At 65.7% G+C, this 21,334-nt stretch carries 20 protein-coding genes; 11 read left to right on the top strand and 9 right to left on the bottom strand.

What is annotated here, in order from left to right; genetic code table 11:
* Window positions 1-8: 8 nt before the first annotated feature.
* The 4 genes from HF886_RS21130 to HF886_RS21135 all read right to left on the bottom strand — a co-directional run bounded on the left by HF886_RS21130 (window position 9) and on the right by HF886_RS21135 (window position 5,443).
* On the bottom strand, window positions 9-1,586 hold the full coding sequence (locus HF886_RS21130; RefSeq protein ID WP_240955155.1) for a hypothetical protein: 1,578 nt from the start codon (window positions 1,584-1,586) through the stop codon (window positions 9-11).
* A 128-nt stretch (window positions 1,587-1,714) separates the two neighbouring features.
* Window positions 1,715-3,307: a hypothetical protein gene (locus HF886_RS14820; RefSeq protein WP_169652718.1), complete on the bottom strand. Its 1,593-nt coding sequence runs from the start codon at window positions 3,305-3,307 to the stop codon at window positions 1,715-1,717.
* A gap of 181 nt (window positions 3,308-3,488) precedes the next feature.
* The gene (locus HF886_RS14825; RefSeq protein ID WP_169652719.1) at window positions 3,489-4,562 is read right to left on the bottom strand and encodes an HNH endonuclease domain-containing protein; all 1,074 of its coding nucleotides are present in this window, start codon (window positions 4,560-4,562) and stop codon (window positions 3,489-3,491) included.
* 11 nt (window positions 4,563-4,573) lie between these two features.
* Window positions 4,574-5,443 (bottom strand): hypothetical protein, encoded by an 870-nt coding sequence (locus HF886_RS21135; RefSeq protein WP_240955156.1) that lies wholly within the window; start codon window positions 5,441-5,443, stop codon window positions 4,574-4,576.
* A gap of 401 nt (window positions 5,444-5,844) precedes the next feature.
* Between HF886_RS21135 and HF886_RS14835 the strand changes: the two genes are divergently transcribed.
* Window positions 5,845-6,381: a hypothetical protein gene (locus HF886_RS14835; protein ID WP_169652720.1), complete on the top strand. Its 537-nt coding sequence runs from the start codon at window positions 5,845-5,847 to the stop codon at window positions 6,379-6,381.
* 8 nt (window positions 6,382-6,389) lie between these two features.
* On the opposite strand, the gene HF886_RS14840 is transcribed toward HF886_RS14835, so the two are convergent.
* On the bottom strand, window positions 6,390-6,800 hold the full coding sequence (locus HF886_RS14840) for a hypothetical protein (RefSeq protein ID WP_169652721.1): 411 nt from the start codon (window positions 6,798-6,800) through the stop codon (window positions 6,390-6,392).
* 214 nt (window positions 6,801-7,014) lie between these two features.
* On the opposite strand from HF886_RS14840, the gene HF886_RS14845 reads away from it, so the two are divergent.
* Window positions 7,015-8,274 (top strand): hypothetical protein, encoded by a 1,260-nt coding sequence (locus HF886_RS14845; protein WP_206038818.1) that lies wholly within the window; start codon window positions 7,015-7,017, stop codon window positions 8,272-8,274.
* Entirely contained in the window at window positions 8,261-11,074 is a 2,814-nt protein-coding gene (locus HF886_RS14850; RefSeq protein ID WP_169652722.1) for an FtsW/RodA/SpoVE family cell cycle protein, read from the top strand. The genes HF886_RS14845 and HF886_RS14850 overlap by 14 nt, the downstream gene beginning before the upstream one ends.
* Window positions 11,075-11,111: 37 nt before the next feature.
* Here HF886_RS14850 and HF886_RS14855 read toward each other — a convergent pair whose 3' ends face one another.
* The gene (locus HF886_RS14855; RefSeq protein WP_169652791.1) at window positions 11,112-12,101 is read right to left on the bottom strand and encodes a rod shape-determining protein; all 990 of its coding nucleotides are present in this window, start codon (window positions 12,099-12,101) and stop codon (window positions 11,112-11,114) included.
* Between the two features lie 205 nt (window positions 12,102-12,306).
* Complete coding sequence (locus HF886_RS14860) at window positions 12,307-12,858, bottom strand: helix-turn-helix domain-containing protein (RefSeq protein ID WP_169622393.1); 552 nt, start codon at window positions 12,856-12,858, stop codon at window positions 12,307-12,309.
* Window positions 12,859-12,940: 82 nt separating this feature from the next.
* Between HF886_RS14860 and HF886_RS14865 the strand changes: the two genes are divergently transcribed.
* From HF886_RS14865 to HF886_RS14885, 5 genes are all read left to right on the top strand, one after another.
* Window positions 12,941-13,300, top strand: a complete 360-nt coding sequence (locus HF886_RS14865; RefSeq protein ID WP_169652723.1) for a hypothetical protein — start codon at window positions 12,941-12,943, stop codon at window positions 13,298-13,300.
* Between the two features lie 211 nt (window positions 13,301-13,511).
* Window positions 13,512-13,760 (top strand): hypothetical protein, encoded by a 249-nt coding sequence (locus HF886_RS14870; protein WP_169652724.1) that lies wholly within the window; start codon window positions 13,512-13,514, stop codon window positions 13,758-13,760.
* A 27-nt stretch (window positions 13,761-13,787) separates the two neighbouring features.
* A complete protein-coding gene (locus tag HF886_RS14875; RefSeq protein WP_169652725.1) occupies window positions 13,788-14,495 on the top strand; it encodes a hypothetical protein in 708 nt (235 codons plus the stop codon).
* Between the two features lie 54 nt (window positions 14,496-14,549).
* Window positions 14,550-15,665, top strand: coding sequence for a phosphatase PAP2 family protein (locus HF886_RS14880; RefSeq protein ID WP_169652726.1), 1,116 nt, complete (start codon window positions 14,550-14,552; stop codon window positions 15,663-15,665).
* Window positions 15,666-15,753: 88 nt separating this feature from the next.
* Entirely contained in the window at window positions 15,754-16,632 is an 879-nt protein-coding gene (locus HF886_RS14885; protein WP_169652727.1) for a sulfurtransferase, read from the top strand.
* Here the strand turns inward: HF886_RS14885 and HF886_RS14890 are convergent.
* Window positions 16,560-17,240, bottom strand: coding sequence for a TetR/AcrR family transcriptional regulator (locus HF886_RS14890; RefSeq protein ID WP_169652728.1), 681 nt, complete (start codon window positions 17,238-17,240; stop codon window positions 16,560-16,562). The genes HF886_RS14885 and HF886_RS14890 overlap by 73 nt on opposite strands.
* A gap of 116 nt (window positions 17,241-17,356) precedes the next feature.
* Here HF886_RS14890 and HF886_RS14895 point away from each other — a divergent pair, with 116 nt between their 5' ends.
* Together HF886_RS14895 and HF886_RS14900 are read left to right on the top strand one after the other, a co-directional pair.
* Complete coding sequence (locus tag HF886_RS14895; RefSeq protein WP_206038819.1) at window positions 17,357-18,007, top strand: hypothetical protein; 651 nt, start codon at window positions 17,357-17,359, stop codon at window positions 18,005-18,007.
* 80 nt (window positions 18,008-18,087) lie between these two features.
* Window positions 18,088-19,296 carry a winged helix DNA-binding domain-containing protein gene (locus tag HF886_RS14900; RefSeq protein ID WP_206038820.1) on the top strand — a complete coding sequence of 403 codons (1,209 nt, stop codon included), beginning with the start codon at window positions 18,088-18,090 and terminating at the stop codon, window positions 19,294-19,296.
* Here the strand turns inward: HF886_RS14900 and HF886_RS14905 are convergent.
* Window positions 19,293-20,420, bottom strand: coding sequence for a class I SAM-dependent methyltransferase (locus HF886_RS14905; protein ID WP_169652729.1), 1,128 nt, complete (start codon window positions 20,418-20,420; stop codon window positions 19,293-19,295). The genes HF886_RS14900 and HF886_RS14905 overlap by 4 nt on opposite strands.
* Before the next feature lie 79 nt (window positions 20,421-20,499).
* On the opposite strand from HF886_RS14905, the gene HF886_RS14910 reads away from it, so the two are divergent.
* Entirely contained in the window at window positions 20,500-21,270 is a 771-nt protein-coding gene (locus tag HF886_RS14910) for an AraC family transcriptional regulator (RefSeq protein ID WP_169652730.1), read from the top strand.
* The last annotated feature ends 64 nt before the right edge of the window (window positions 21,271-21,334 follow it).

Consider the following 21,334-nt stretch of genomic DNA (forward strand, 5'->3'; position numbering starts at 1 on the left):
ATCGTGCTTCACTGCAGATCTCGCAGCGACCGCCCGTCGGTCAGCCTCCAATCTCGCCATCCGTTCCGGCTGCGACCACACTTCTCGATCAGGGGAGTCGACGGGTCGTCGTACTCTTTGTCCTCGAAACGGATTCGTCCGTCACCGGTCACCGTCGCGGTGTGAACGAGACCTGCCGGGGCGTCGCGATAGCAAAGGGTTTCGCCGGCACGCAGTCGGCCGTCCTTCACGTGCTCGTACAAGGACCCAACTGCGGTGGAAGCCTCTCCGGCCGTCGCCCATTGCTCGATCCGGACTTTGTTTTCGGCCTCGGGACGAGATCCCCCGACCAGCTGGCCGACGCCTCGTCCCACGAATCCCAATCCCGCTCCTGCGCCGGCGAGTCCGGCGCCGAGTGCTCGGCCGGCTCCCGCTGCGGCCGACCCTCCTACCGACAGGGCTCGGCTACCCACTTCTGCGAAGGCGTCAGCGATAGAAGGTTTCTCGACTGCCACCCACTCGGTGATCTGTCGACCGCGCGCCTCGGCGAACCCTTCGAGATCGTCCCGGAGCTTGACGATGTCGTGGGACAGATTGTGGGTAGCGCCCCACCGGAAGCCGTCGAGCCGGTTCATACGTGTGAATTCGGACAGATGCTCGCGCGCGTGGTGTAACAACGCGCCGTCCTGGTCGGCGTTGTCCTCGAGGAGTCGGCGGGCGTCATCGAGCACCATCTGAAGATGATTGGCCTCGGTTGCCTGAACCCGTGCTATCCGGAGTCGCTGCCACAGGTATAGCGATTGCTCGCTGACAACCAGAAGATGAAGAGTCTCGCCGAGACGGTTGTCGTCGAGAGCCTTTCTCAGATAGTCGGCGCGCTCATGTACAGGCTTCGTCGAGTCGAAACCGCCGAGAGTACGTTTCGCGTGTTCGCGTAGGCGCTCGATGGTGACGACGAGCTTCGGCCCGAGGCCTGCGACGGATTCCCAGTCGGTGTTCGTGAGGATCTGGTGTTCATCGAGTTGCGTAGTGAGGCGACTCAACACGACGTAGTGGCCGCGGACATCGCCGGCACGGGAAGCCTCGGCGAGCATAAGGACTCGTTCGACCTTGCTCTCGACACGGGCAACTGATTTTTCCACGGACGCGATGGCACTGGCGAGTGCAACTTGGACCGCCAACAATTGGACAGACGCCATTCGTCCAGGCGCCATGGACACCTTCTGCCACTGCATCTGATGCGAGAATTTTCCTGCGCTGTCGACCAACGTTCCGCGGAAGAAGCCGTTGCCGACGGGGAGTGCGCGCGCCGTCTTCAATGCCTCGACGGTTTTGGAGGAGAGCCGTACGAACTCACCGGCGTGTGACGACATCGCCACACCCGCCGCCGCAATCGCACCAGCGTGCGCTGCGACCACGGGAGAGACGTCGGCGGTCTCAATCGCATCCGACACAAGCCCGCGAAGTTCGGTCACATACCTGGCAACGGCGCTCGGATCACCACACACGAGCAAACCTTCGGGCTCTACACACAGTGCGACGTCGGTGCCGGGCTCGTCGCTTGCCGGCACAACGGCCGCACCCATCGTCCGTGCCAACTCGTTCATCCGCTTGCTCTCCTCCGATTCGGCCCGACGGACCGAGAACATACCCTGTAATTCCGACATTGGGACGAGGCGGATGGACGTACGGGTCGGGGGCATGACTCGACACCTGATCCGCAGCGGCGAGTCTTTTAGCGGTCGCCGAAACGTTCTGCCCAGAACGGCAGGTTGCGGACGTAGTCGACGTCTTGCTTGCTGTCGTCGAAAACGAAGCCGATCAGGTCGTTTGCCAAACTGTGGACGCCTCGCGCGAGAGCCCAGACGGTGTCTTGACTTGTGTAGAGGTAGTACTCGCGAGGAATCGGGAGTAGGGGCTCCCAGGACACCCGCACCGAGCAACCGTCACCCGGATTCTCGGTGATCGTTCCGCGGAGGTAAAAATCCATCACGGACACGCGGTGACCTCGGCGATCGAACGGAAGGTGGTCGGCGGTTGTATTCCGGCGTGTGCGAACGGCGATGGGTTCACCGGGGAGCATGTCTGCGACTTTCGCTTCGTACCGCGGGTCGGGATCCGTACGCCATTCGCCTTTCGCGATGAAGTCATCGACCTGGTTTCTCCCTGATGCGCGTGGCCCGCACCCGACGATCCAGTACAGGTCCACGTCGCCGAGTTCCTCGACGTCGATGTTCGTCTCGGGCTCTATGCCGATGCTCACGGACTCGACGTACGGGACGGAAGAATCCCACTGCGTAGTGGCATCCTCTTGCAAATCGTCTGCCGACCTTCGATATTCGGGATAGGCCAACTGCACCAGCTGCGGGCAGTGATACCGCGTGTAGACACAGAAGTGCTTACGCATGAGGTCGAGAACGAGCTGTGCAGCTGCGGCCGTGACGTCGGGATCGGCTAGCAGTCCTTCGATTGCGTTCAGATCTCTCGGCTTGAGGCAGAGCAGGTCGCCGCCGGCATCAACGTACTCGCGCACTTCGATGCGAAGCCCGGGATGCCTGCGTCGTAGGGAATGCAGCGACCCCACTCGCGACAACAGCGTGCTTTCGCGCACGTTCAAGATCCCCTGGACGGCGCCGGGGGAGTCCTTGACGCCGTGGACGACGAGCACTTCCATCATTCCGACGCTGATGCAGAACCGGCGAGGAAACTTGCTGCCCCCAAACGTTCCGGTGCTCACCGACCAGTACTGGAATTCCGTGGCCCGCGGCGACGGCACACACGCTTCGAGGAAAGTGCGCAGCAGCGCGGTCAGCGCAGGCGCTTCGGGGAGGTCGCTGAAGCGGCGAGCAGCCGTGGAATACCGCACCTCCTGCTCGGAAAGATTCTTGAGGGGAGTGGTGTCGCGAGCATTGACTCCGCGCGGGTCGCGGATCCACTCCTTCTGCATTTCGTCGCCGAACAGCTCGTCGAGTGCGTCGCGACCGGTCGTAACATCGGAATGTACGACATTGCGCAACGGAATCTTCTGTGTCCTCAGTTCACGAATAAGCGTGCGCTCAAGGACGCGAAGCTGCTGCTTCGATGCGGCTTTCGGCAGGAGGCGAACACTCGCAATCTCGTTACCCCACTTCGCCGCATGCCCTCCCATTCGCGAGCGGAGGTCGACTGATTCTCCGAGGTAGTACGTGTCGTCGCTGAAGCCGAGCAGGTACCAACCGCTCCGTTTCGGTCCGTCGGCCGGCAGCGCGGACCGTCGCACATCCGCAAAGCTCACAGGAGCGCGGAACTTCCAGCGGTCTGCCCATTCATCGACACCACGAATCGTCACGGGCGAATAGTAAGACTCCGCACAACGGGAGTTTCACGCGACCTGGTCGTATCGGATAAATGTAACGAAGTGCGGAGCAGCGTCGATAAAGGGCTCTGTGGTCGAATGCCAGAGGTCCCGGCCATGTGATGGAATGCGAGCCCGAATGACGCCGCTGCTCGCGGATCATAGGTCCCGATAGTCACCACTCGTGTGTGTGGGACGGGTCGTGTTTTTCGTAGCTCCCGACTCCCCGCCACAGTACTGATCCGGTGGGCAGCGCAGCGTATGCTCCGCGCGCAGCCGACTCGGTGCGCTTGTACAACACCGGTATCCGCGATACCGAAGCGATGGCGGGCAAAGACTCCCGACTCAGCGCGCGCGACATGTGTTCGAGTACGGGCATACTGGCGGATTTTCCGAGATTGCATCGCGGATCGGTGGCGACCAGATTGGCGACGCCATCGATCGGGAGAAGCGACCACGGCAGGACGTGGTCGACGTGGATCTCGGCCATTATGCGGCCGTCGCAGTAGAAACACCGATTGTTCTGCAGTTCTCGGAGCGGCTCCGCGAGTGCGCGCAGAGCAGTGCGGTCTGAGCCGAACAGGAATCCGTCTAAATCTTCCGCATCGAGTTCCGCCCGGTTGAAACCGATCACATCTTGGGCCCAGCGCGACCGCAAGAAGGTTCGGAGCAAAGTCGATGTCCGCCGCAGTCCCTCGGGCACGCCTGGCCGTAGAGTGATGACGCCGATTCGATCGATCTCGACAACCGTCATCTTCTTGTGGAACTCGCTGGCATCGAACAGGAAGTCGTCGCGAAGACGACTGCGTGGCACCGTTTGAAGGTGGGTAAGCGGTTGTTGGGCAATAATTGTCCGGAGCGCCCGAACCAGTGAGTGGTAAGCAGGGTGATCGACTTCGCGTGCTGCCTCCGCTGTGCGAAAACCGTCGCGCAGCAGTACCTCTTTCGCGTCGGCGATCTTGTCCGGAATCGATCGTCCTTGGCGTGACTGTGCGAGCCGACCGTGTTGGTGGAACACCCGAACCTGCGTCCAGTAGTACGCGACGAACCGATGAGAGATCTCGTCGATAGGTACCGTGAGGGCTCCGTCGGGGGCCGGCGAGTGCTCGACGCAGATGTCGATCAGCGCCATCAAGGTCGCGAGCTTGTACGTCGACTCTCGACGTCCGGTTTCCACCAGTTGAACCACCCGGGCTGCGAGGTCCACCGCGTCGAGGGGGCCACCGATAGCCTGCTGAAGATCGCTCATTCGCGATTCCATCACGCGCAATAGTCGCAACGCCCGCTACGGGGAAGGGCAGTGTGATGTTCCGGGCACAGCTCGATCTTCTCGGGACGAGCTGCCGCAGCCTTACGCGCTGCCACTTCGCGTGACGCGGTGACCTGGGGCGGGAGCGTAGGAGTGCCTCCGTCCGAAGGCAGATCGGTGCTGAAAGCGCGGTAGCACCTGAGGCGGGCTTCGGCAGCGTGATGATCGAGGTCGTCCGGAACGGGCTCACCTGCTGTCTCGAGGACGAACCGGTACCCGTCGCCGACCGTCTGGTTCTGGGTGACGCACAGAGCGGTGAGCGGCGGTTCGCCCCGGCGGGCACATTCTCCGACGACGACTGCCAGTACCTTGCCGATCCAATTGCGCATCTGCGACCTAGTCCGAATTCCCGAGAGTTCCTGGACCTTTTCCGCCAGCTCCTTGTAGGTGACGAAGTCGTTGTAGCGGGTAGCGGTCTCCAGCAGGACGTCGTGCGCGACCCTTCCCCACTCAGCGATCGCATCGCGGAAGGACACAGCAGATCCGTCGGATACACGCCAGGTGCCCGGTGTCGTTGCGGGAGCGGGCTCGACATGGTCGATCTCGTCGGCAGTGCTCACGGGTTCGTCGGTCGAAGGATCTGTGCTCGAGACGGCCCGCGGCGTGTAGGTGCTCGTGGCGAAGCCGAGCGTGCGGAGCTGAGCCAACGCATGGTGGGTATTGAAGGCGGAGCGCGGCTGCCCTGTGATCAAGTGGTACGCCTGTTTCGGAGGATAGAGAACACCGTCGACGTCTGCCCAGTGTTCCTGGAGAGGTTCGGGGGCAGCCTTCCGGATCAATGCGGCGGTGGTTTCGATGTCCGAATCGGGCGTATCACTCATGTGCCCAATTAGAGCGCGTAGTGCCGACAGTCTTCGCTTCGACCCCGCCAGGGTGCGTGAATTCTCGGGACTCACAGCGGCAGATGCACTCTCGCACGATCCGAAAAGGTGTCAGATATGGAGTACTGTCCGCTGGTCGACTGTTCTGTCGGCGGTCGAATCAATACGGGCATAGGGGCCTTGAACGCCGACAACCGCGTGCTGGAATCGATCATTCATTGCGAGATCCTGGCTCGATGCAAGGCCGGTGAGGACTTGACGTGTTCGAAGGTCGTTTCCGTGCAGGATGTGCCTCTGTCCGAGCACCAGGTGCCCGAACCGTGGACAGGGCATCTCGATAGAGCTCGTCTGGTTTTCATCAGTAGCAATCCCTCGATCGACCCGCGAGAGGCGTATCCGAGTTGGGAGACGATATCGCCGGATCCGTTCGATACTTCACCGACCGGTTCGACGGAGGGCACGGGCAGATCCGTGACGGCATCTACAGTCCGTTGCCGGAGGGCGGATGGTCCGGCGCGGTCCGTTTTTGGGCAGCGGTAAGGCAACGGGCGTTTGAGCTGATTCCCGGGGCTACTCCCGGGGTCGACTATGCGCTCACGGAGGTCGTGCACTGCAAGAGCACGAATGAGATCGGTGTGGAGGAGGCACGTCATACGTGTGCGACGAAGCACCTTCCCAACGTGTTGGCGGCTGCGACGGAAGCGCGAGTCGTTGCGGTGATCGGTGTGCACGCCGCCCGTGAGGTCTCGCGTCTGTTCGACCTGGGCCTCGACGGGAACAGCAGGTACGCGGAGCTCGATCTGGATGGCAGCCGCCGCGTATTCGTCTACCTGGATCATCCGTCGAGCTGGGGAAAGAAGAAGCGTTTCGCTATGGCTCTAACGCATGACGAGCTCGACCGAGTGCGCATGGCGCTCGCAGACAGCACTCTCGAGTAGGATCGCGGTCACGCCGGCGACGGACTCCGACCCGTGCGTACCACCAACAGCCCCGCCGCCACCATCACCTGGCCCACCATCAAGGCTGCCGGCAGCGCGATGAGTTCCCACCCGGTCGAGGCGAACCCGAAAGCCCACACCAGGATGGCCGCGGCCAGAGCCACTGTGGTCACCTGTCCGAGCGCCATGAGGACTGTCGCCCTCCCTCGAGTGCGTCGCCGGAGAACGCAGGCGGTCCCGACGATGGCTCCGGCGAGAGAACAGGGCAATCCGACCAATGTCGGCAGCACCACCAGCAGTTCGAGACCACGGCCGCCGACTTCGACCACTCCCGACGCGACCAGCTGAGGCACCACGTAGATCAGGACCGCAACCGTGCACAACACCGAGGTGATCGAGACGGTCAGGAGCATCTTCATGCAGGGAAGGTAACGGACGAGGGGATCCGTTCGAGGATGCCCCGGACGGACCGCAGAGTTTCGGTCGAAAGCCGCCGCAACCGAGGGGCGAATGGCACAGAATGGAGCGGTAACCAATAGCAGGCAAGTGGGAAAGGTGCTTGCAGGATCCATCGTCCACCCCGCTTCTCGGCGCTTGAAAGATGCTGGGGGACTAGCAGTTTCAGGATGTGCGATGATCGAGGCACTCGTGGGGATCCACGCGACGGATGGTGAGCCCGACCAGGCTCGGCCCGGACTGCCGACGCGAACCGAGGACGATCCAGGTGGCGCCGGCGTCTCCGTGGAGAGGCTGCTCGCGATCGCGAAGCTGACCCCTGCGCAGGCGGCCGTGCTCGTCACCGATGTGGTCGATCAGGTCGGGTCGGAACACGAGCCGGGGCGTTCTCGGGCGAGTTTTCGAGCAAATGCCGTGACGGTGTCCGACAGCGGGCACCTCACGATCGAGCGCGGCGGGAACGCGGGATCCCGGGACGAGGTCCGTGATGCGCTCGCGGTCCTACTTCGAGAGGTCGCGGCGAACTGTCGCAGCGCCGCATTTGCGGACCGGCTGGACGAATCGATCGCCGAGGCGTCGGACCCGGTCGTCCTCGCGCAGCTCGTGCGTAGCACTGTCGCAACAGAATTCGGTCCGGACGAGGTGGAGGCGACGCGGCGTCAGCTCGCCGCGCTCGTCTCTGCGGTGCTGGGACGTGCCCGTCCGGAGGGTCGAGCGCACGAACGGCCGGACGCGCCGGATCAGCCGCCCCCGGCCGCCGGGTCCTCTCTTGCCTCGACCGGCTGGCAGCCACCCACAGGGAAGATCTGGCATCGCAGGAGAAGGCGACCGTCGTGGCGCCGAGGTCTGCTCGCTCTGCTCGCCCTCCTCGTACTCGCCGGGATGGTGTGGGTGGCTCCGAAAGCATGGTCGGAGCTGCGGCAGGGATGGAACACCCTCCTCGACCCGGGGGAGTCGTCGATGGACGATCAGATCAGTCCGGTTTCGCCGCCGCCCCCGGCGCCCGACGCCGCATCCCCTCCGGCCGAGCCGGGGTCCACCGAGCCGGGCCCCGTCCCCGTCGATCTTCCGGGTGAAGCCGGACCGATCACCCGGATGGTCGCGAGCTTTGCCAACGGTGCCTGTGAGCCGGGGCGATCGTGCAACCTGCGGGTGGACGTCGGCGTCGATCCCGCAGCGAATGTCGGTGCGGTGACCTGGAATCTGACCGTCTACGACAGATGTACGGGTGCTGTCGGTCCCGGTGGTGCGGTCACGGTGCCGGTACCGCCCGGCACGCAGGAGGCCTACGGCGTCGGTCGCGTCGATCTGCCACCGGGTTCTGCCCTGGCGGTCGCCGCGGTCAGCACGGCTCCCGCTGCCGCCGCGTCGGAGCCGCTGTACGTGCCCACCGAGAACGTCACCTGCCCGCCGGGAGGCTCTGGTGCAGGCGGATAGGCGCCGATCCGATCCCTGGCTCGTCGCTGCGGCAGTCGTCCTGGTCGCTCTCGGCGTGCTCAACATGTGGACGACGGGAATGACGGCACCGGCAGTGCGTCACGCGGTTCTCGCCGGCGTGGGCCTCGGCGCCATGTGGGCGACCTCGCGAATGCGGATCGCTACCCTGAGCCGTTTCGGCTGGATCCTGTACATCGTCTCGGTTGTCCTGCTGGTGGCGGTGCCGCTGATCGGTATCGCGACGATGGGCGCGCAGCGCTGGCTGAATCTCGGCGTGTTCACCCTGCAACCCTCCGAGATCGCCAAGCTCGCCCTGGTTCTGGTGCCCGCATCGATACTGGCTCGTGACTACACGGTCCGCAGGTTCCTGGCGGTCCTGGCGGTTGCGTGTGTGCCGATCGCGCTGGTCGCACTGCAACCCGACCTGTCGACGGCCGTGGTCCTCGTCTTCACCGTGGTGCTCATGTTGATCCTTGCCCGGGTGCCGATGCGGTCACTGCTCCCGCTGTTCGCGCTCGGCGTCGCCTCGTTACCGCTGGCGTTGCTGTTCCTCCGCCCGTACCAACTCGATCGGATCAACGTCTTTCTCTCGCGCGACGCGGATCCGCAGGGTTCGGGCTGGGCTGCCTGGCAGGCGGACATCGCGATCGGCAGCGCGGGATGGTGGGGCCTCGGCCGGGAACCGGACTACGGCCTCCGGGCCACCTACCTGCCTGAATCCGAGCACGACCTGGCCTTCGCGAGCTTGGTGTACGGATGGGGTCTGGTCGCCGGGCTGGCTGTCGTGCTGGCCGTCGTGATCATCGTGTGGCGCGCCGTCCTCGCTGCCCGACACGCACGGACGAAGGAAGCGGCACTCGTCGCGGCGGGTGTCGCCGGACTGTTCGGAATTCACACGGTGGTTTCGGTCGCCCAGAGCCTGTCGCTGCTGCCGCATACGGGCATGCCCATCCCCTTGTTCAGTTACGGGGGCACCGCCTCGATCGTCGGGTTCGTCTCCCTCGGCCTGGTGCTCGCGGTGCGGCGCGACGGCGTGACGCGTTCGCTGTGGGCCACCGAATCCCGGAAGCGACGGCTCCCTCGCGGAGTGTCGACGAGCGCGGTGGCGGTGACCGCGTCGCTCGTCGCGATGTCGATGTTCGCCTGGCAACTCCAGACCGCTCACGGCGGCGATCTGCGGGCCACCAGCGACACGCAGATGCTGCGCTGTCTCCGACTGCCCGCCGAACGAGGTGACATTCTCGACCGAAACGGTGTTCCGGTCGCGGTCAATGTCGCCGAATACTCCGTTGCGGTGGTTCCGCGGATGTTCGCCGACGGTGACCCTGGGGTACGCGACGAACTCGCCGCACTCCTCGCCGTCACGCCTGACGCACTCGCGGACGACCTGACGAGCGCGGAAGAGGAGATGCAGCTCGTGCTCGGACGCGTCGGGGCCGAGCAGGCCCGGCGAATCGTGGATGCCCAGTTGCCCTGGGTGCTCGTGTATCCGACCGGACGCAGGCAGTATCCCCAGGGGGAGTCGCTGGCGTCCGTCCTCGGGTACGTCGGGACCGCGGACGAGCAGGGCATGCAGTACTGGCCGAACCTCCCGCTCGGAGCGCGGGTGGGCAAGGCGGGACTCGAGATGCAGTACGACGCGTTGCTCCGCGGCGTCGACGGCCGGCAGTGCATGTACGTCGATCCGTCCGGGCGTCCGGTCGGCACAGGGGAGAGGGTGGACCCGGTACGGGGTCACGACCTGCGGTTGCACCTCGACCTCGGCTTGCAACAGGCCGCGACCGATGCGCTCGCACAGGCGATGCGCACCAGCGGAGGCGACCTCGGTGCCGCAGTCGTGATGGATGCCCGCACCGGTGGGGTGCTGGCACTGGCAAGTGTTCCCGGCTACGACAACAACGTCTTCGAACCACCGGTCGACCCGGTCGCGCTCGCGGCGCAAACCGAGGGCACGGGGCCGGGGCGGATGCTCAACCACGCTGCGCAGACCGCCGTGCCTCCAGGCTCGACGTTCAAGATCGTTACCGCCGCGGCGAATGCGGCGTCGCACGTGCTGTCGCCGGACACTGTGCTCGCGGGCGGCGCCTCCTATTCCTACGGAGGGCACACTTTTGCGAACTGGCAGCCCATGGGAGGCAACAGCCTGCTGGGGGCCATCCAGTGGTCGGACAACGTCTACTTCTACCAGCTCGCCGACCTCCTCGGCCCCGAGCGCATCGCGACGACCGCGGGTGAACTGGGCGCCGGCTCGCCGACGGGCATCGATCTGCCCAACGAGTCCGCGGGTTTCCTCGGCACACCGGAGAACGTCAGCAGCATCGGTGGGGCCTGGTATCCGGGGTCGACCCTGCTGATGGGAATCGGTCAGGGCACCGTCAGCTCGACCCCGCTGCAGGTGGCTCGCTGGACGTCGGGCATCGCCTCCGGCGCGATGGTGACGCCCCAACTCGCGGCGTCCTACGGGCCGGCGGAGGGCGTGCCCGTTCCGACAGAGGCCCCGCATCGACTGTCGTTCGCGGACGAACTCGGACCTGTGCGAGCGGGGATGCGTGCATCGGCCGCCGCCGGTACCGCCGGTCAGCTCGCGAGCCTGCCGGTGCCGGCCGGGGCGAAGACCGGTACCGCCGAGGATCCCTCGGCCCCCGGAAAGGGCCTCAATGCCTGGTTTTCCGCGGTGGCACCCTTCGATGCACCGGAGGTCGTGGTGACGGCACTCGTGCGGGGTGGTGGATTCGGTTCGGCGACATCAGGTCCGGTGGTCAAGACTCTGCTCGAGCGCTATCTCGCCCAGACCCGCTGACCAACCAGACCCGCTGACCAACCAGACCCGCTGAACATCAGGCGCTGTAGGCGGCGACCACCTCGGGGTGGTCCATGCAGGCGGTCGCGCCTTCCGCAACGCAGGTGAGAGGACGCTCCGCGGCCTTCACGGGAAGGCCGAAGGCTTCTTCGAGCAGTTGCGGCAGACCGCGAAGCATCGATCCACCACCGATCGCCAGCATGCCTTCGGCCATCACGTCACCGATGGCCCGCGCCGGAAGGTCGTCGAGGCACGCGGAAAGCGTCTGCACGATGCTCGTCATCGTGGGCCGCACCGCATCCATGATCTCCTCGGTTTCGAGAGTAACCAGCCGGACCCGGCCGGTCGCGGCGTCGCGGCCCTCCACCACGAGCGGCTGTTCCTCGGCGACCTCGGGCGCTCCCACCTTGGCCCGCTCCGCGGTGAATTCGCCGACGACGAGTTCGTGTTCCGCGCGCAGGTAGCGGAGTATCGCCCTGTTCAAGTCGTTTCCCGCAATTCGGCAACTGCGGTGCGACAGGACACCGCCGTAACAGAGTGCAGTGACTTCCGAAGTGCCGCCGCCGATATCGACGACGAGATGGGTCGACGGCTCGAGCGGGTTGAGACCGCAACCGAGCGCGCCGGCCACCGGTTCCGGCACCAGACCGACCTTCCGAAGACCCGCCTCGTGTGCGACTTCGAACATCGCGCGACGCTCGAGCGGGGTCGCGCCGGCGGGAACCGCGACGACACCCGTCGGCCGTGTACCGAACCGGCGGCGGGGGGCGGCCCGCTCGAGAACGGCACTGACGAACGTCCGAGCCGTCCCGAGATCCACGATGACACCGTCACGTATCGGGTGAATCGCCGTGATTCCGGAGGGAATGCGGTCGACGAGGTCACTCGCGTCATGGCCGATCGTGAGCGCTTTGTGGGGTTCCCTCGTCCGAACCATCAACAGCGACGGTTCGTTCAGGACTATGCCGTCTTCGGGAGTGCCGACGACAGTGTTGGCTGTTCCGAGATCGATACCGAATCCACGCACGTCGGCCTCCGAGCGGATCACCCGCGAGAGTGTTCAGATGGTGTTCAACGGCATCCGAAGATGTCGAATAGACCAAGGTTACCGCTGTCGAATTCGCCTCGGCGCGTTGTTCGCCGGAATGGGTGACATGGACTCTCGTAGAGCGTCCCGCTCGTCGTGGATGACCGGATACGGGGATGCGCACCCCTGCCTTCGGGGGGGTCGGCTACTTCTCGTCGGGAGCGACGGGCGGGGGAGTGGGAATCACCGCGGTGGTCAGATCGACGCGCATTCGGTCGCCGCCTGCATCCGTTCGGTAGGGGGCAAGGATCTCGCCGAGTCGCGCCTGGATTTCCGCAAGATCGTCGGTGGTGACGTAGAGCGGAGTGGTTCCGAAACCCAGATAGTGCCGGAGCTGTCGATCGTCGTTCTCGACGAACGAGTCGAAACTCTTGCCGAGTGATCCGAGGAAGGCGAGAAAGGCATTCCGTAGTTCGGCTTCGTCCATGGCGGCGAGCTCGTCGTGTCCGACATGGGCCATACGCTCGCCGAGCGCGAGGGTGCGTTCGATGGTGCCGCGTACGCGGCGTTCGTCGACGACGGTAACGATCTCGGCGTCGATCAGGGCCGCGATGTGCCGATAGAGCGTGGCCTGGGTGACGTCGGGGAGCTCGGCCCGGAGTTGTGCGGTGGTCAGCCGGCGCCCGCCGAGTTGCTGCACGATCCGCAGGCGAACGGGATGCAGCACCACCTCGGCAATCGGTGAGGTCTTTCCCATCGGCACCCTTCCCGCATTATTATCAGTCTGATAATGTTCTCAGTACTACATCGAGCTTACCGTCGACGGGAGACCTGACGTTATGGCGACATCGACCATTCGAGACAACGCCCTTCATCTCTCGTTCTCCTGGTGGGAGGCGATCATGGTCCACCGGAGCACGATGGAGGTGCCGTTGTCGGAGATCTCGAGCGTCGAGGTTCTGCCGGGCTGGACGTCCGAAATACTCGGCATCAGATCGGGATTGGTGATCTCCGGATATCTCAAAGTGGGCACCTTCCGGCATCCGCGCGGCACACGGCGCCTGGTCGCGATGAAGCGCGGATATCCGGTGCTGCGCATCGGGGTGCGCCGGGCCGGCACCGAGTTCGACGAGCTTCTACTGAGTTCTCCGAATGCGTACGCACTCGCGAACGCCGTGGACCCGGCCGGGGCTCACTGACCACCGACGCTGTCCGGCTCAGCCGGCGAGTTCGGCGAGTCATACCGGCGCTGCCCTGCATCCAGACCGTCGAGTCCGGGGGATTTTCTAGGGGCCGATTTCCGGGTCTTCCCCGATGTTCGAGGTGGCGTTCAGGCGGTTGACTGGGCGAAGGGATTCGGGTGCTGCATCCGAATGCTTGCCATCTCGAGACGGTGATCGGAATGTTGCCATGAATCTGACTGCGCAATCCCGGGGCGCGGACCGGGTGTTGCCGCTCCGGCGCTGGATATGCGTCGCCACCGTCGTGTCGTGCCTGCCCTACCTGCTCCTGAAGATTGCCTGGATCTTCGGCTGGACGATCGGTGTCGACGACGCCGAGTTCGCCGACACCATGCGGGTCGCCAACATCGCGACGGCGGGTATGGAACTGACCGCGATCCTGATCGCGGTCGGGTTGGTTGCGCCGTGGGGAAAGTGAATCCCCGCCGTCCTCCTTGCTTTCCCGATGTGGGTCGCGACCGGACTGCTCGTCCCCGTCGCGGTGGGGTCGGTTCTGGGCGGCGCCATTCAGGTCGTCACGGGCGGCGGAAACGCGTACAGCGGCAACGACGCCATGGAGGGGTGGGTGTTCGCTGTCGTGTACGGAGGCTTCGCGACGCAGGCTGTTCTCCTGCTCGCCGGATTCGTTCTCTACGCGCGGGACAGGTGGCACGTGGTGGTCGACGGTGGCGCCGACAACGGCGGAGGACGAACCGGCCGACTACAGAACCACCTCGGTGCCGTATTCGTCGCTGCCGCTGTGATATTCACCGGACAGCAGCTGGTGTGGGCGGTGTGGGGGAGTGCGGTGTTTTCGGACCTGACGACCGCGCAACGAGTATTCCTCGTCGTAGGAGCGTCGGCGGCTGCCGCAGGTGCCGCGGCTGCGACGGGTCTGCTCAGGGGAAAGCGGCTTACGCCGGCTCGTCTCGTGTTGCTCTGGCTGGGCACCGCAGTAACCTTCACCAGCGCATTGAAGGACACGGTGACGTACCTCGCCCTCGACACCGAAGCCTCGGGAGGGTCGGCACGCGACCCCGGTAACGGCGCACTCACCCTGCTCGTACTCCTGGGTTCCTTGGCTGGTGCCATCGGAGTAGCGATGCGACTCGCTGAAGAATCCGCGGGCAGCGAACCCACGAGGAACGCGCCGCTGTCGCTGCCTCTTGCGTAACGGGCACCTGGGCGGCTTAACTTCGTGGACCGTCGTCCGGGGGAAGGCCACTCGATGAAGTTCAGCCGGTATGCAGGGGCACTGATCGCTGCGGTGATGATGACGGCGACGGCACCCGTCGCCTATGCCGGGCCCTTCGCTCTCCCGGACCTGGTCGGTCCCTACCCGTCCGATCTCCCCGCGCGCGTCAACTACATCTCCGTGCTGGACGGGTTCACCGAACTTCGCGAGAGTCGTCCCGACGTTGTGCAGCAGAACCTCGGTACCGCCGTGGCGATCAACAATGCGGCGTCGCCCGTAGAGCAGCAGCGCGCGTTGTTCGACAGTCACTACGACCGGCTGCTGTCGTTGTCGGATGGGTTCGGCCACGGCCTGGGCGAAGCGTTCCGCGTCGCGCTCGACGAGGGACGTCTACCGAAGACCGAGACTTTGCTCGGAGGAGACCTCGCTCGGGCCGGCGGCATCGCCAATTCGACGCTCCTGGAAAAGCAGCACTGGAACAACCCGCGGCCGTTCGAGGCGGCACCCGAGCGGATCCACTACTACTTCGGCGACGGAACCGGCGGCGCTGCCGACCCCTATGCAGAAGTGTTCGGTACCAGTTCGTACCCTTCGGGTCATACGGCGCAGGCGTATTGGAAGGGAATCCTGCTGGCGGACATGCTTCCTGAGCTTGCTCCGCAGATTCTCGCCCGCGCCTCGGAGGTGGGGAACAGCCGCATCGTGTTGGGTGTGCACTACCCGCTCGACGTGATGGGCGCGCGCATCATGGGCCAGGCCGCAGCGGCCGACCGGCTGAACGACCCGGCGTTCGTCCGTCTCGTCGACGAAGCGAAGGCCGAACTCCGGTCGGAACTCGAACGGTCTGTGGGTGCACCCCTGGCCGACTACATCGAGTCCGACCTCCGGTATCGCTCACTCGATGCGGCGCGCGGCGAATACCGGAACCGGTTGACCTACGGGTTCGAGCCGGTCGATCCGGCGATAGTGAACGACATTCCCGCGGACGCCGCGGTGCTGTTGCGGAGCGTCGCGCCCCATCTCACGGACGAGGAGCGCCTCGGCGTGCTCCGGGACACCGCGCTACCTGCGGGATACCCACTCGATCGCGCCGGCTCCGACGGCGGGTGGCTACGCATCGATCTCGCTGCCGCGTACGCGACTGTGTAGGAGCCTCGCCGCGTACGATTTGGTGGTTCGGACCTCGCGCGCCGGGGTCGAGGCCAGCACTGCCGTGGGACGGCAGAAGGAGTGCTCCATGAGCGACCCGACACCCCAGTCCGTCACTCCCGAGTGGTTGCACGAGCACCTCGACGACGAAGACCTCGTCATCGTCGACGCCACGACACACCTGAGCATGCCGCCGGACGGGTCGGTGCACATCGAGCCCGGTCTCGACACGTACGCCGAGGCGCACATCCCGGGGGCGGTTTACGCCGACCTGTTCACCGACTTTTCCGACCATCAAGCGCCGCAACCGTTTACCGCTGTGTCGTCGGACCGGTTCGCGATCGCGGCGGGTGCGGTGGGTATCGGGGACGGACGACGGGTGGTGATCTACGACCAGTCGAGCGGAATCTGGGCCGCCCGATTGTGGTGGCAGTTGCGGCTCGAAGGATTCGACGACGCGGCAGTCCTCGACGGCGGCCTCCCCGCGTGGCGTGCCGCGGGGTATCCCGTTTCGGAAGAGCAGGTGATTCCGCACGCCGCGACCTTTACGGCGCATCGTCGTCCGGACTTGCTGACGTCGACGCAGGACGTTCTGGGCGCTCTCGACGACCCCCACACCCTCATCATCAACGCTCTCGACCCGGCGACCTACCGAGGTGAAAGCCCGTCGTATCCGCGTCGTGGGCACATCCCGGGCAGCATCAACATCCCCTTCGGCGACCTCGTGGACCCGTCCACCGGCCGCCTCAAGCCCGCAGCCGAACTGAGGGAGATCTTCGAGAAGGCGGGTGCGCTGGACCCGGACGTGCGACCGGTGACGTACTGCGGTGGCGGCATCGCCGCGTCGGGCGTCGCCCACGCGCTTGCCGTGGCGGGTCGCACCGACGCCGCGGTCTACGACGGTTCGCTCAACGCCTGGACCGCCGACGAGTCACTTCCGCTCGTCGAGGGACCCGACCCTCGTTGACCCGCTGAGTTATTCGTCTCCTGCGCCGACGGAGCATCGAGGACGGCGAGGATCGTCGTGGTGATGCGTTCGGATGCGTCGTGGGGGTCGAGGCGTGCTATCGAGATCTCGGTGGCGGCGCCGTGCAGGATCTGGTGGATCACGGTGACGAGCCACGACGTCGGCATATCAGTTCGGAACACGCCTTCGCTTCGTCCGCGTTCGATGAGCGCCTCGACGCGCGCAGCCGGGTCGGTGTGCAGTTCCTGCATTCTCCCGGGCGGTAACTCGTCTTCGGCGGCGGCGATGATCGAAGCGGCCTGACTGGTCAGGAGCCAACTGCTTTCGATCAGGCGGCTCAGCGCATCGCGCGGGTTGCCGGATAGATCGACGGCACCGAGGGCACGTTCGCCCTGTTCGAGGACACGCACGACCACAGCTTCGAGTAATTCCGCGCGTGACGCGAAGTGGCCGTACAGGGTGACGCGGCCGAGACCTGCTCTTTTGGCGATATCGGCCATCGACGCGGTGGGCCGTTCGGTGAGGCAGGCGATGGCGGCGTCGAGGATGCGCTCCACGTTGCGGACGGCGTCGGCTCGTTTCGTCGCGCGAGGTGTCGGTGCTGTCATCATTCCTCTTCCCATACACGGCTGTACGAGTTACGGTAGCAGGGTCCTAAAGTAGACAGCACTGTTCGACTTATGTGAGGCCCAGGGGGAAGGCGCCTCGACGATCGGAGTTCGCGATGCTCGACAGGACGGAACCCACACAACAGCTGCCCACGGCAGCTTCGTCGGACAATGCTCCCGAGGCAGGACGGATTGCGCGCTGGTTCGACAGACTGCCGGGACCTGTGCGGTGGACTCTGCGCCGTTGGCCCGCCCTGCTCGCCCTCGCCCTGGTCGGACCCGACGTGGTGGCGGCAGCGCTCGGAGAGAAGGGCGGTTCGGCCCAGTTCCTGGGCGAGGCGCTGCCGATGCTCGCGCTGATCTATCTGATCATGGCCAAGATCGGCAACCGGAAGATCACGTGGCCGGTCGTGGTGCTGGTGGCGGGGACGGTCGCGGTCACCGAGGTGACCGGGATTATGGCGCCGTCCACCCTTCTCGTCGGTGCCTCCCTCGTCCTGCTGGTGTGGGTGATGTCCACAGGGGAAATCGATTCGACGCCGAACATGCGCCTTCAAGCGGTCGGAATCGTGTTTTTCTGCGGTGTGGCGCTCGCCGGTCTCGCCGTCGATCCGACCATCGGGGTGTACGTGATCGCGGCCGGCTGGTTCCTGCATGGGATGTGGGACTTCGTGCATATCTGGCGGGACCGGGTGGTCTCGAAGACCTTCGCCGAATGGTGCGGAGTGCTCGACGTCCTGATCGCCGCCCAGCTGGTTCTGATGTGACGCAATTTGGGTGCGATAGTGCCCGCCTAGCGGGCACTATCGCACCCAAGTTCGTCGCAGGTAACCACTATGGTGGCGCCATGACGCTGCGACAGATCGACGCAACCGAACGCAGGGCTCGCCTGGCCGCACGACACTGCCTCGCTCCGGAATTTCACGCGAAGGATGCCGTCGAGGCCGCGACCGGCATGGTCTGCCTGCACGGCACCGACCCGGCGACCGTCTATCTGTCGGCCTGGGCGCGCGTCGACGATTTCCAGGTCTCCGACCTCGACCGCGCGCTCTACGTCGACCGTTCGCTGGTCAAGCATCTCGCGATGCGGCGGACGGTCTTCGTCTTCCCACGGCATGTTCTGCCACTTGCTCAAGCCGGCGCGAGCAACCGGGTCGCAGCGGTGCAGCGACGCAGCGTGGCCAAGGATGTCGAGGCCGCCGGTCTGCACGTCGACGGCGAGCAGTGGCTGACCGAGGCGTGCGCGCACGTCCTCGACGCGCTGTCCGGTGGCAGGGAAGCGACCTCCACCGAACTGCGGAAGGAGATTCCCCATATCGACAGTGCGATCGACTACGGCACCGGGAAGTCGTGGGCCGGGAAGGTCGCCTTTGCTCCCCGCGTGCTGACGGTGTTGTCGGCATCGGGAAAAGTGGTGCGCGCCTCCAACAATGGAGCGTGGCGAATTTCGCGGCCGAGTTGGGCCACCACGGAGTCGTGGCTCGGCGCGGAGATACAGCCGTGCACCGAGGACGACGGCGTGCGCGGCCTGGTGAAGTTGTGGCTGCGGCGTTTCGGTCCCGGCACCGAAGCCGACATCAAGTGGTGGCTCGGCTCGACGTTGAAGGCGGTGCGCGCGGCGCTCGCCGAATTACACGCGGTGGAAGTGGATCTCGGCGGACGAACCGGTTACCTGATGCCCGACGATGTGGACGAGGCCCCACCCGTCGAACCGTGGGGCGCGTTGCTGCCGGCGCTGGACCCGACGACGATGGGCTGGTTCGAGCGCGACTGGTATCTCGGTTCGTACCGGCAGGCGCTGTTCGACTCCAACGGGAACGCCGGACCCACCGCGTGGTGGGACGGGCGGATCGTCGGAACCTGGTGGCAGGACGACGACGGTGCCGTCACCCTCCACCTGCTCGAGGACATCGGCGTAGAGGGTTCGGCGTTTCTGGAACAGGAAGCCGCCCGCCTCGACGACTGGCTCGGGGGTGTGCGCGTGATGCCGAGGTTCCCGTCGCCCCTGGCCAAGGAACTGTCGCAGGGCGCGGACCCCGGTCGCCGAACGCGTTAGGGACGGTCCCGCACGGCGAGCCGCCACAGCGACGTCACTTCCCGCTTGCGCGCGGCGTAGAGCGCATCCGACCGGTCCTCGATCTTGCCGTGCCGCGGCGCCACATCTCGGCGTTCGAGCACGACGAGACCGGCATCGCCGATCAGAGCGAGTAGTTCCTCGCGGGTCCGCAAGCCGAGATGTTCGGCGATGTCGGACAGGATGAGCCAGCCTTCTCCCGAGGGTTCGAGGTGCTCGGGCAGTCCGCGAAGGAAGCCCCGGAGCATCGCACTGTCCGGGTCGTAGATCGCGTACTCGATCGGCGATGTCGGCCGGGCGGGAATCCACGGCGGATTGCACACGACCAGCGGTGCCCGGCCCTCCGGGAAGAGGTCCGTCTGCACGACCTCGACCCGGTCGCTGTAGCCGAGCCGGTCGAGGTTCGCCCGCGCGCAGGCGAGGGCTTTCGCGTCGATCTCTGTCGCGACGACCTTCTCGACGCCGCGGTGGGCGAGGACGGCGGCCAGCACGCCGGTGCCGGTGCCGATGTCGAACGCCTTGGTGAGCGAGGGCAGCGGGGTGTCGGCGACGAGGTCGACGTACTCGCCGCGAATCGGTGAGAACACGCCGTATCCGGGGTGGATGCGCGCGCCGAGGGCGGGGATCTCGACGCCCTTCTTCTGCCATTCGTAGGCGCCGATCGCGCCCAGCAGATCCCGCAAGGTGGTGACGGTGGGCTGATCGATCGGCCCGTACGCCTCGTGGACGGCCTGCCGCACGTCGGGGGCGCGTCGAAGCGGGATCGTCTGGTCCGCGTCGAACGGCACCAGCAGCATCCCGAGGATGCTCGCTCGCCGGGATTGCGTCTGCCGGTGCAGGTGGAACGCGGTGGCGGGGTCCGTCGACGTCTTGCGGGGCTTGCGCGTGGCCCGGGCGGCGACGGCGGTGCCGAGTTGGCGGGCGTTGTGGAAGTCGCCGCGCCACAACAGCGCCGTTCCCTCGCACGCCAGGCGGTATGCCTCGTCGGCGGTCATCGAGTCGTCGGCCACCCGGACCTTTTTCGGGGGCGTCGCTCCGCTGGTGGACCGCCACACCGCCGACTGCTCGGTGCCGTCCTCGGTCCAGCGGACGAACTCGGTTTCCATCGCACAACCATATGCACTGCCGTGATGTGCCCGACGACCGCACGGGCAGATGGTGACGCTGCGGACATAATGGGTGCCCATGGAGACCAGGACGCTGCCGGTGTACGAGGCCGGAGCGATCGACGTGCCGTTCGTCATCGCCGGCATGGACGAACTCGTCTCCCGCGACACGCGGTTCGAACCGCACTCACACCCCACCCACGAACTGCTGTGGAACGAACGCGGCGCGTCGAGTGTCACGGTGGGGGCACGGACCTGGACGGTGACACCGACGATCGGGTTGTGGATACCCGCCGGGCTGCTGCACTCCGGCATCACGCCGGCGGGCACGTGGTATCGCACGGCGCACTTCGGCATCGGCGCGACGCCCGCACTCTCCGAGCGCCCGGTGTCCGTCGAGATGACGCCGCTGCTCCGGTTACTGCTCGACCGTTTGACGCACGAGTCGCTCGGAAGTGAGTCGCGAGCGCTGACCGAGAAGATGGTGATCGACGTGCTCGCGCCGTCGGACCAGGAACTGCTGGTGCAGATGCCGACATCCCCGCTGTTGCGGCCGATCGTCGAGGCGGTCGATGCCGACCCCGGCGACCCGCGCACGCTCGCGGACTGGGCAACGGCGCTGGGGGTGAGTGCCCGGACCATCACTCGCGTGTTCCGGTCGGAGACGGGAATGAGTTTCGGACGGTGGACCGCAGCGGTTCGGGCACAGCGCGCCGCGATCCTTCTCGGCGCCGGTCTCGAACTCGGCGAGGTGGCCCAGATCATGGGTTATCGGTCGGTGAGCGCGTTCGGCGCGGCGTTCCGCCGAATCATGGGAAGCACACCGGGCACGTTCCGATTGACGGGGTAGCTGTCCCGAACGCGACATCGGATGTCCCGAACGCGCGATTGCGCCCGGACCGGACAAACATTAC

Origin of the sequence: Rhodococcus sp. 105337 (genome assembly GCF_012844225.1) — a bacterium.
In the GTDB taxonomy this organism is placed as follows: Bacteria; Actinomycetota; Actinomycetes; order Mycobacteriales; family Mycobacteriaceae; genus Rhodococcus.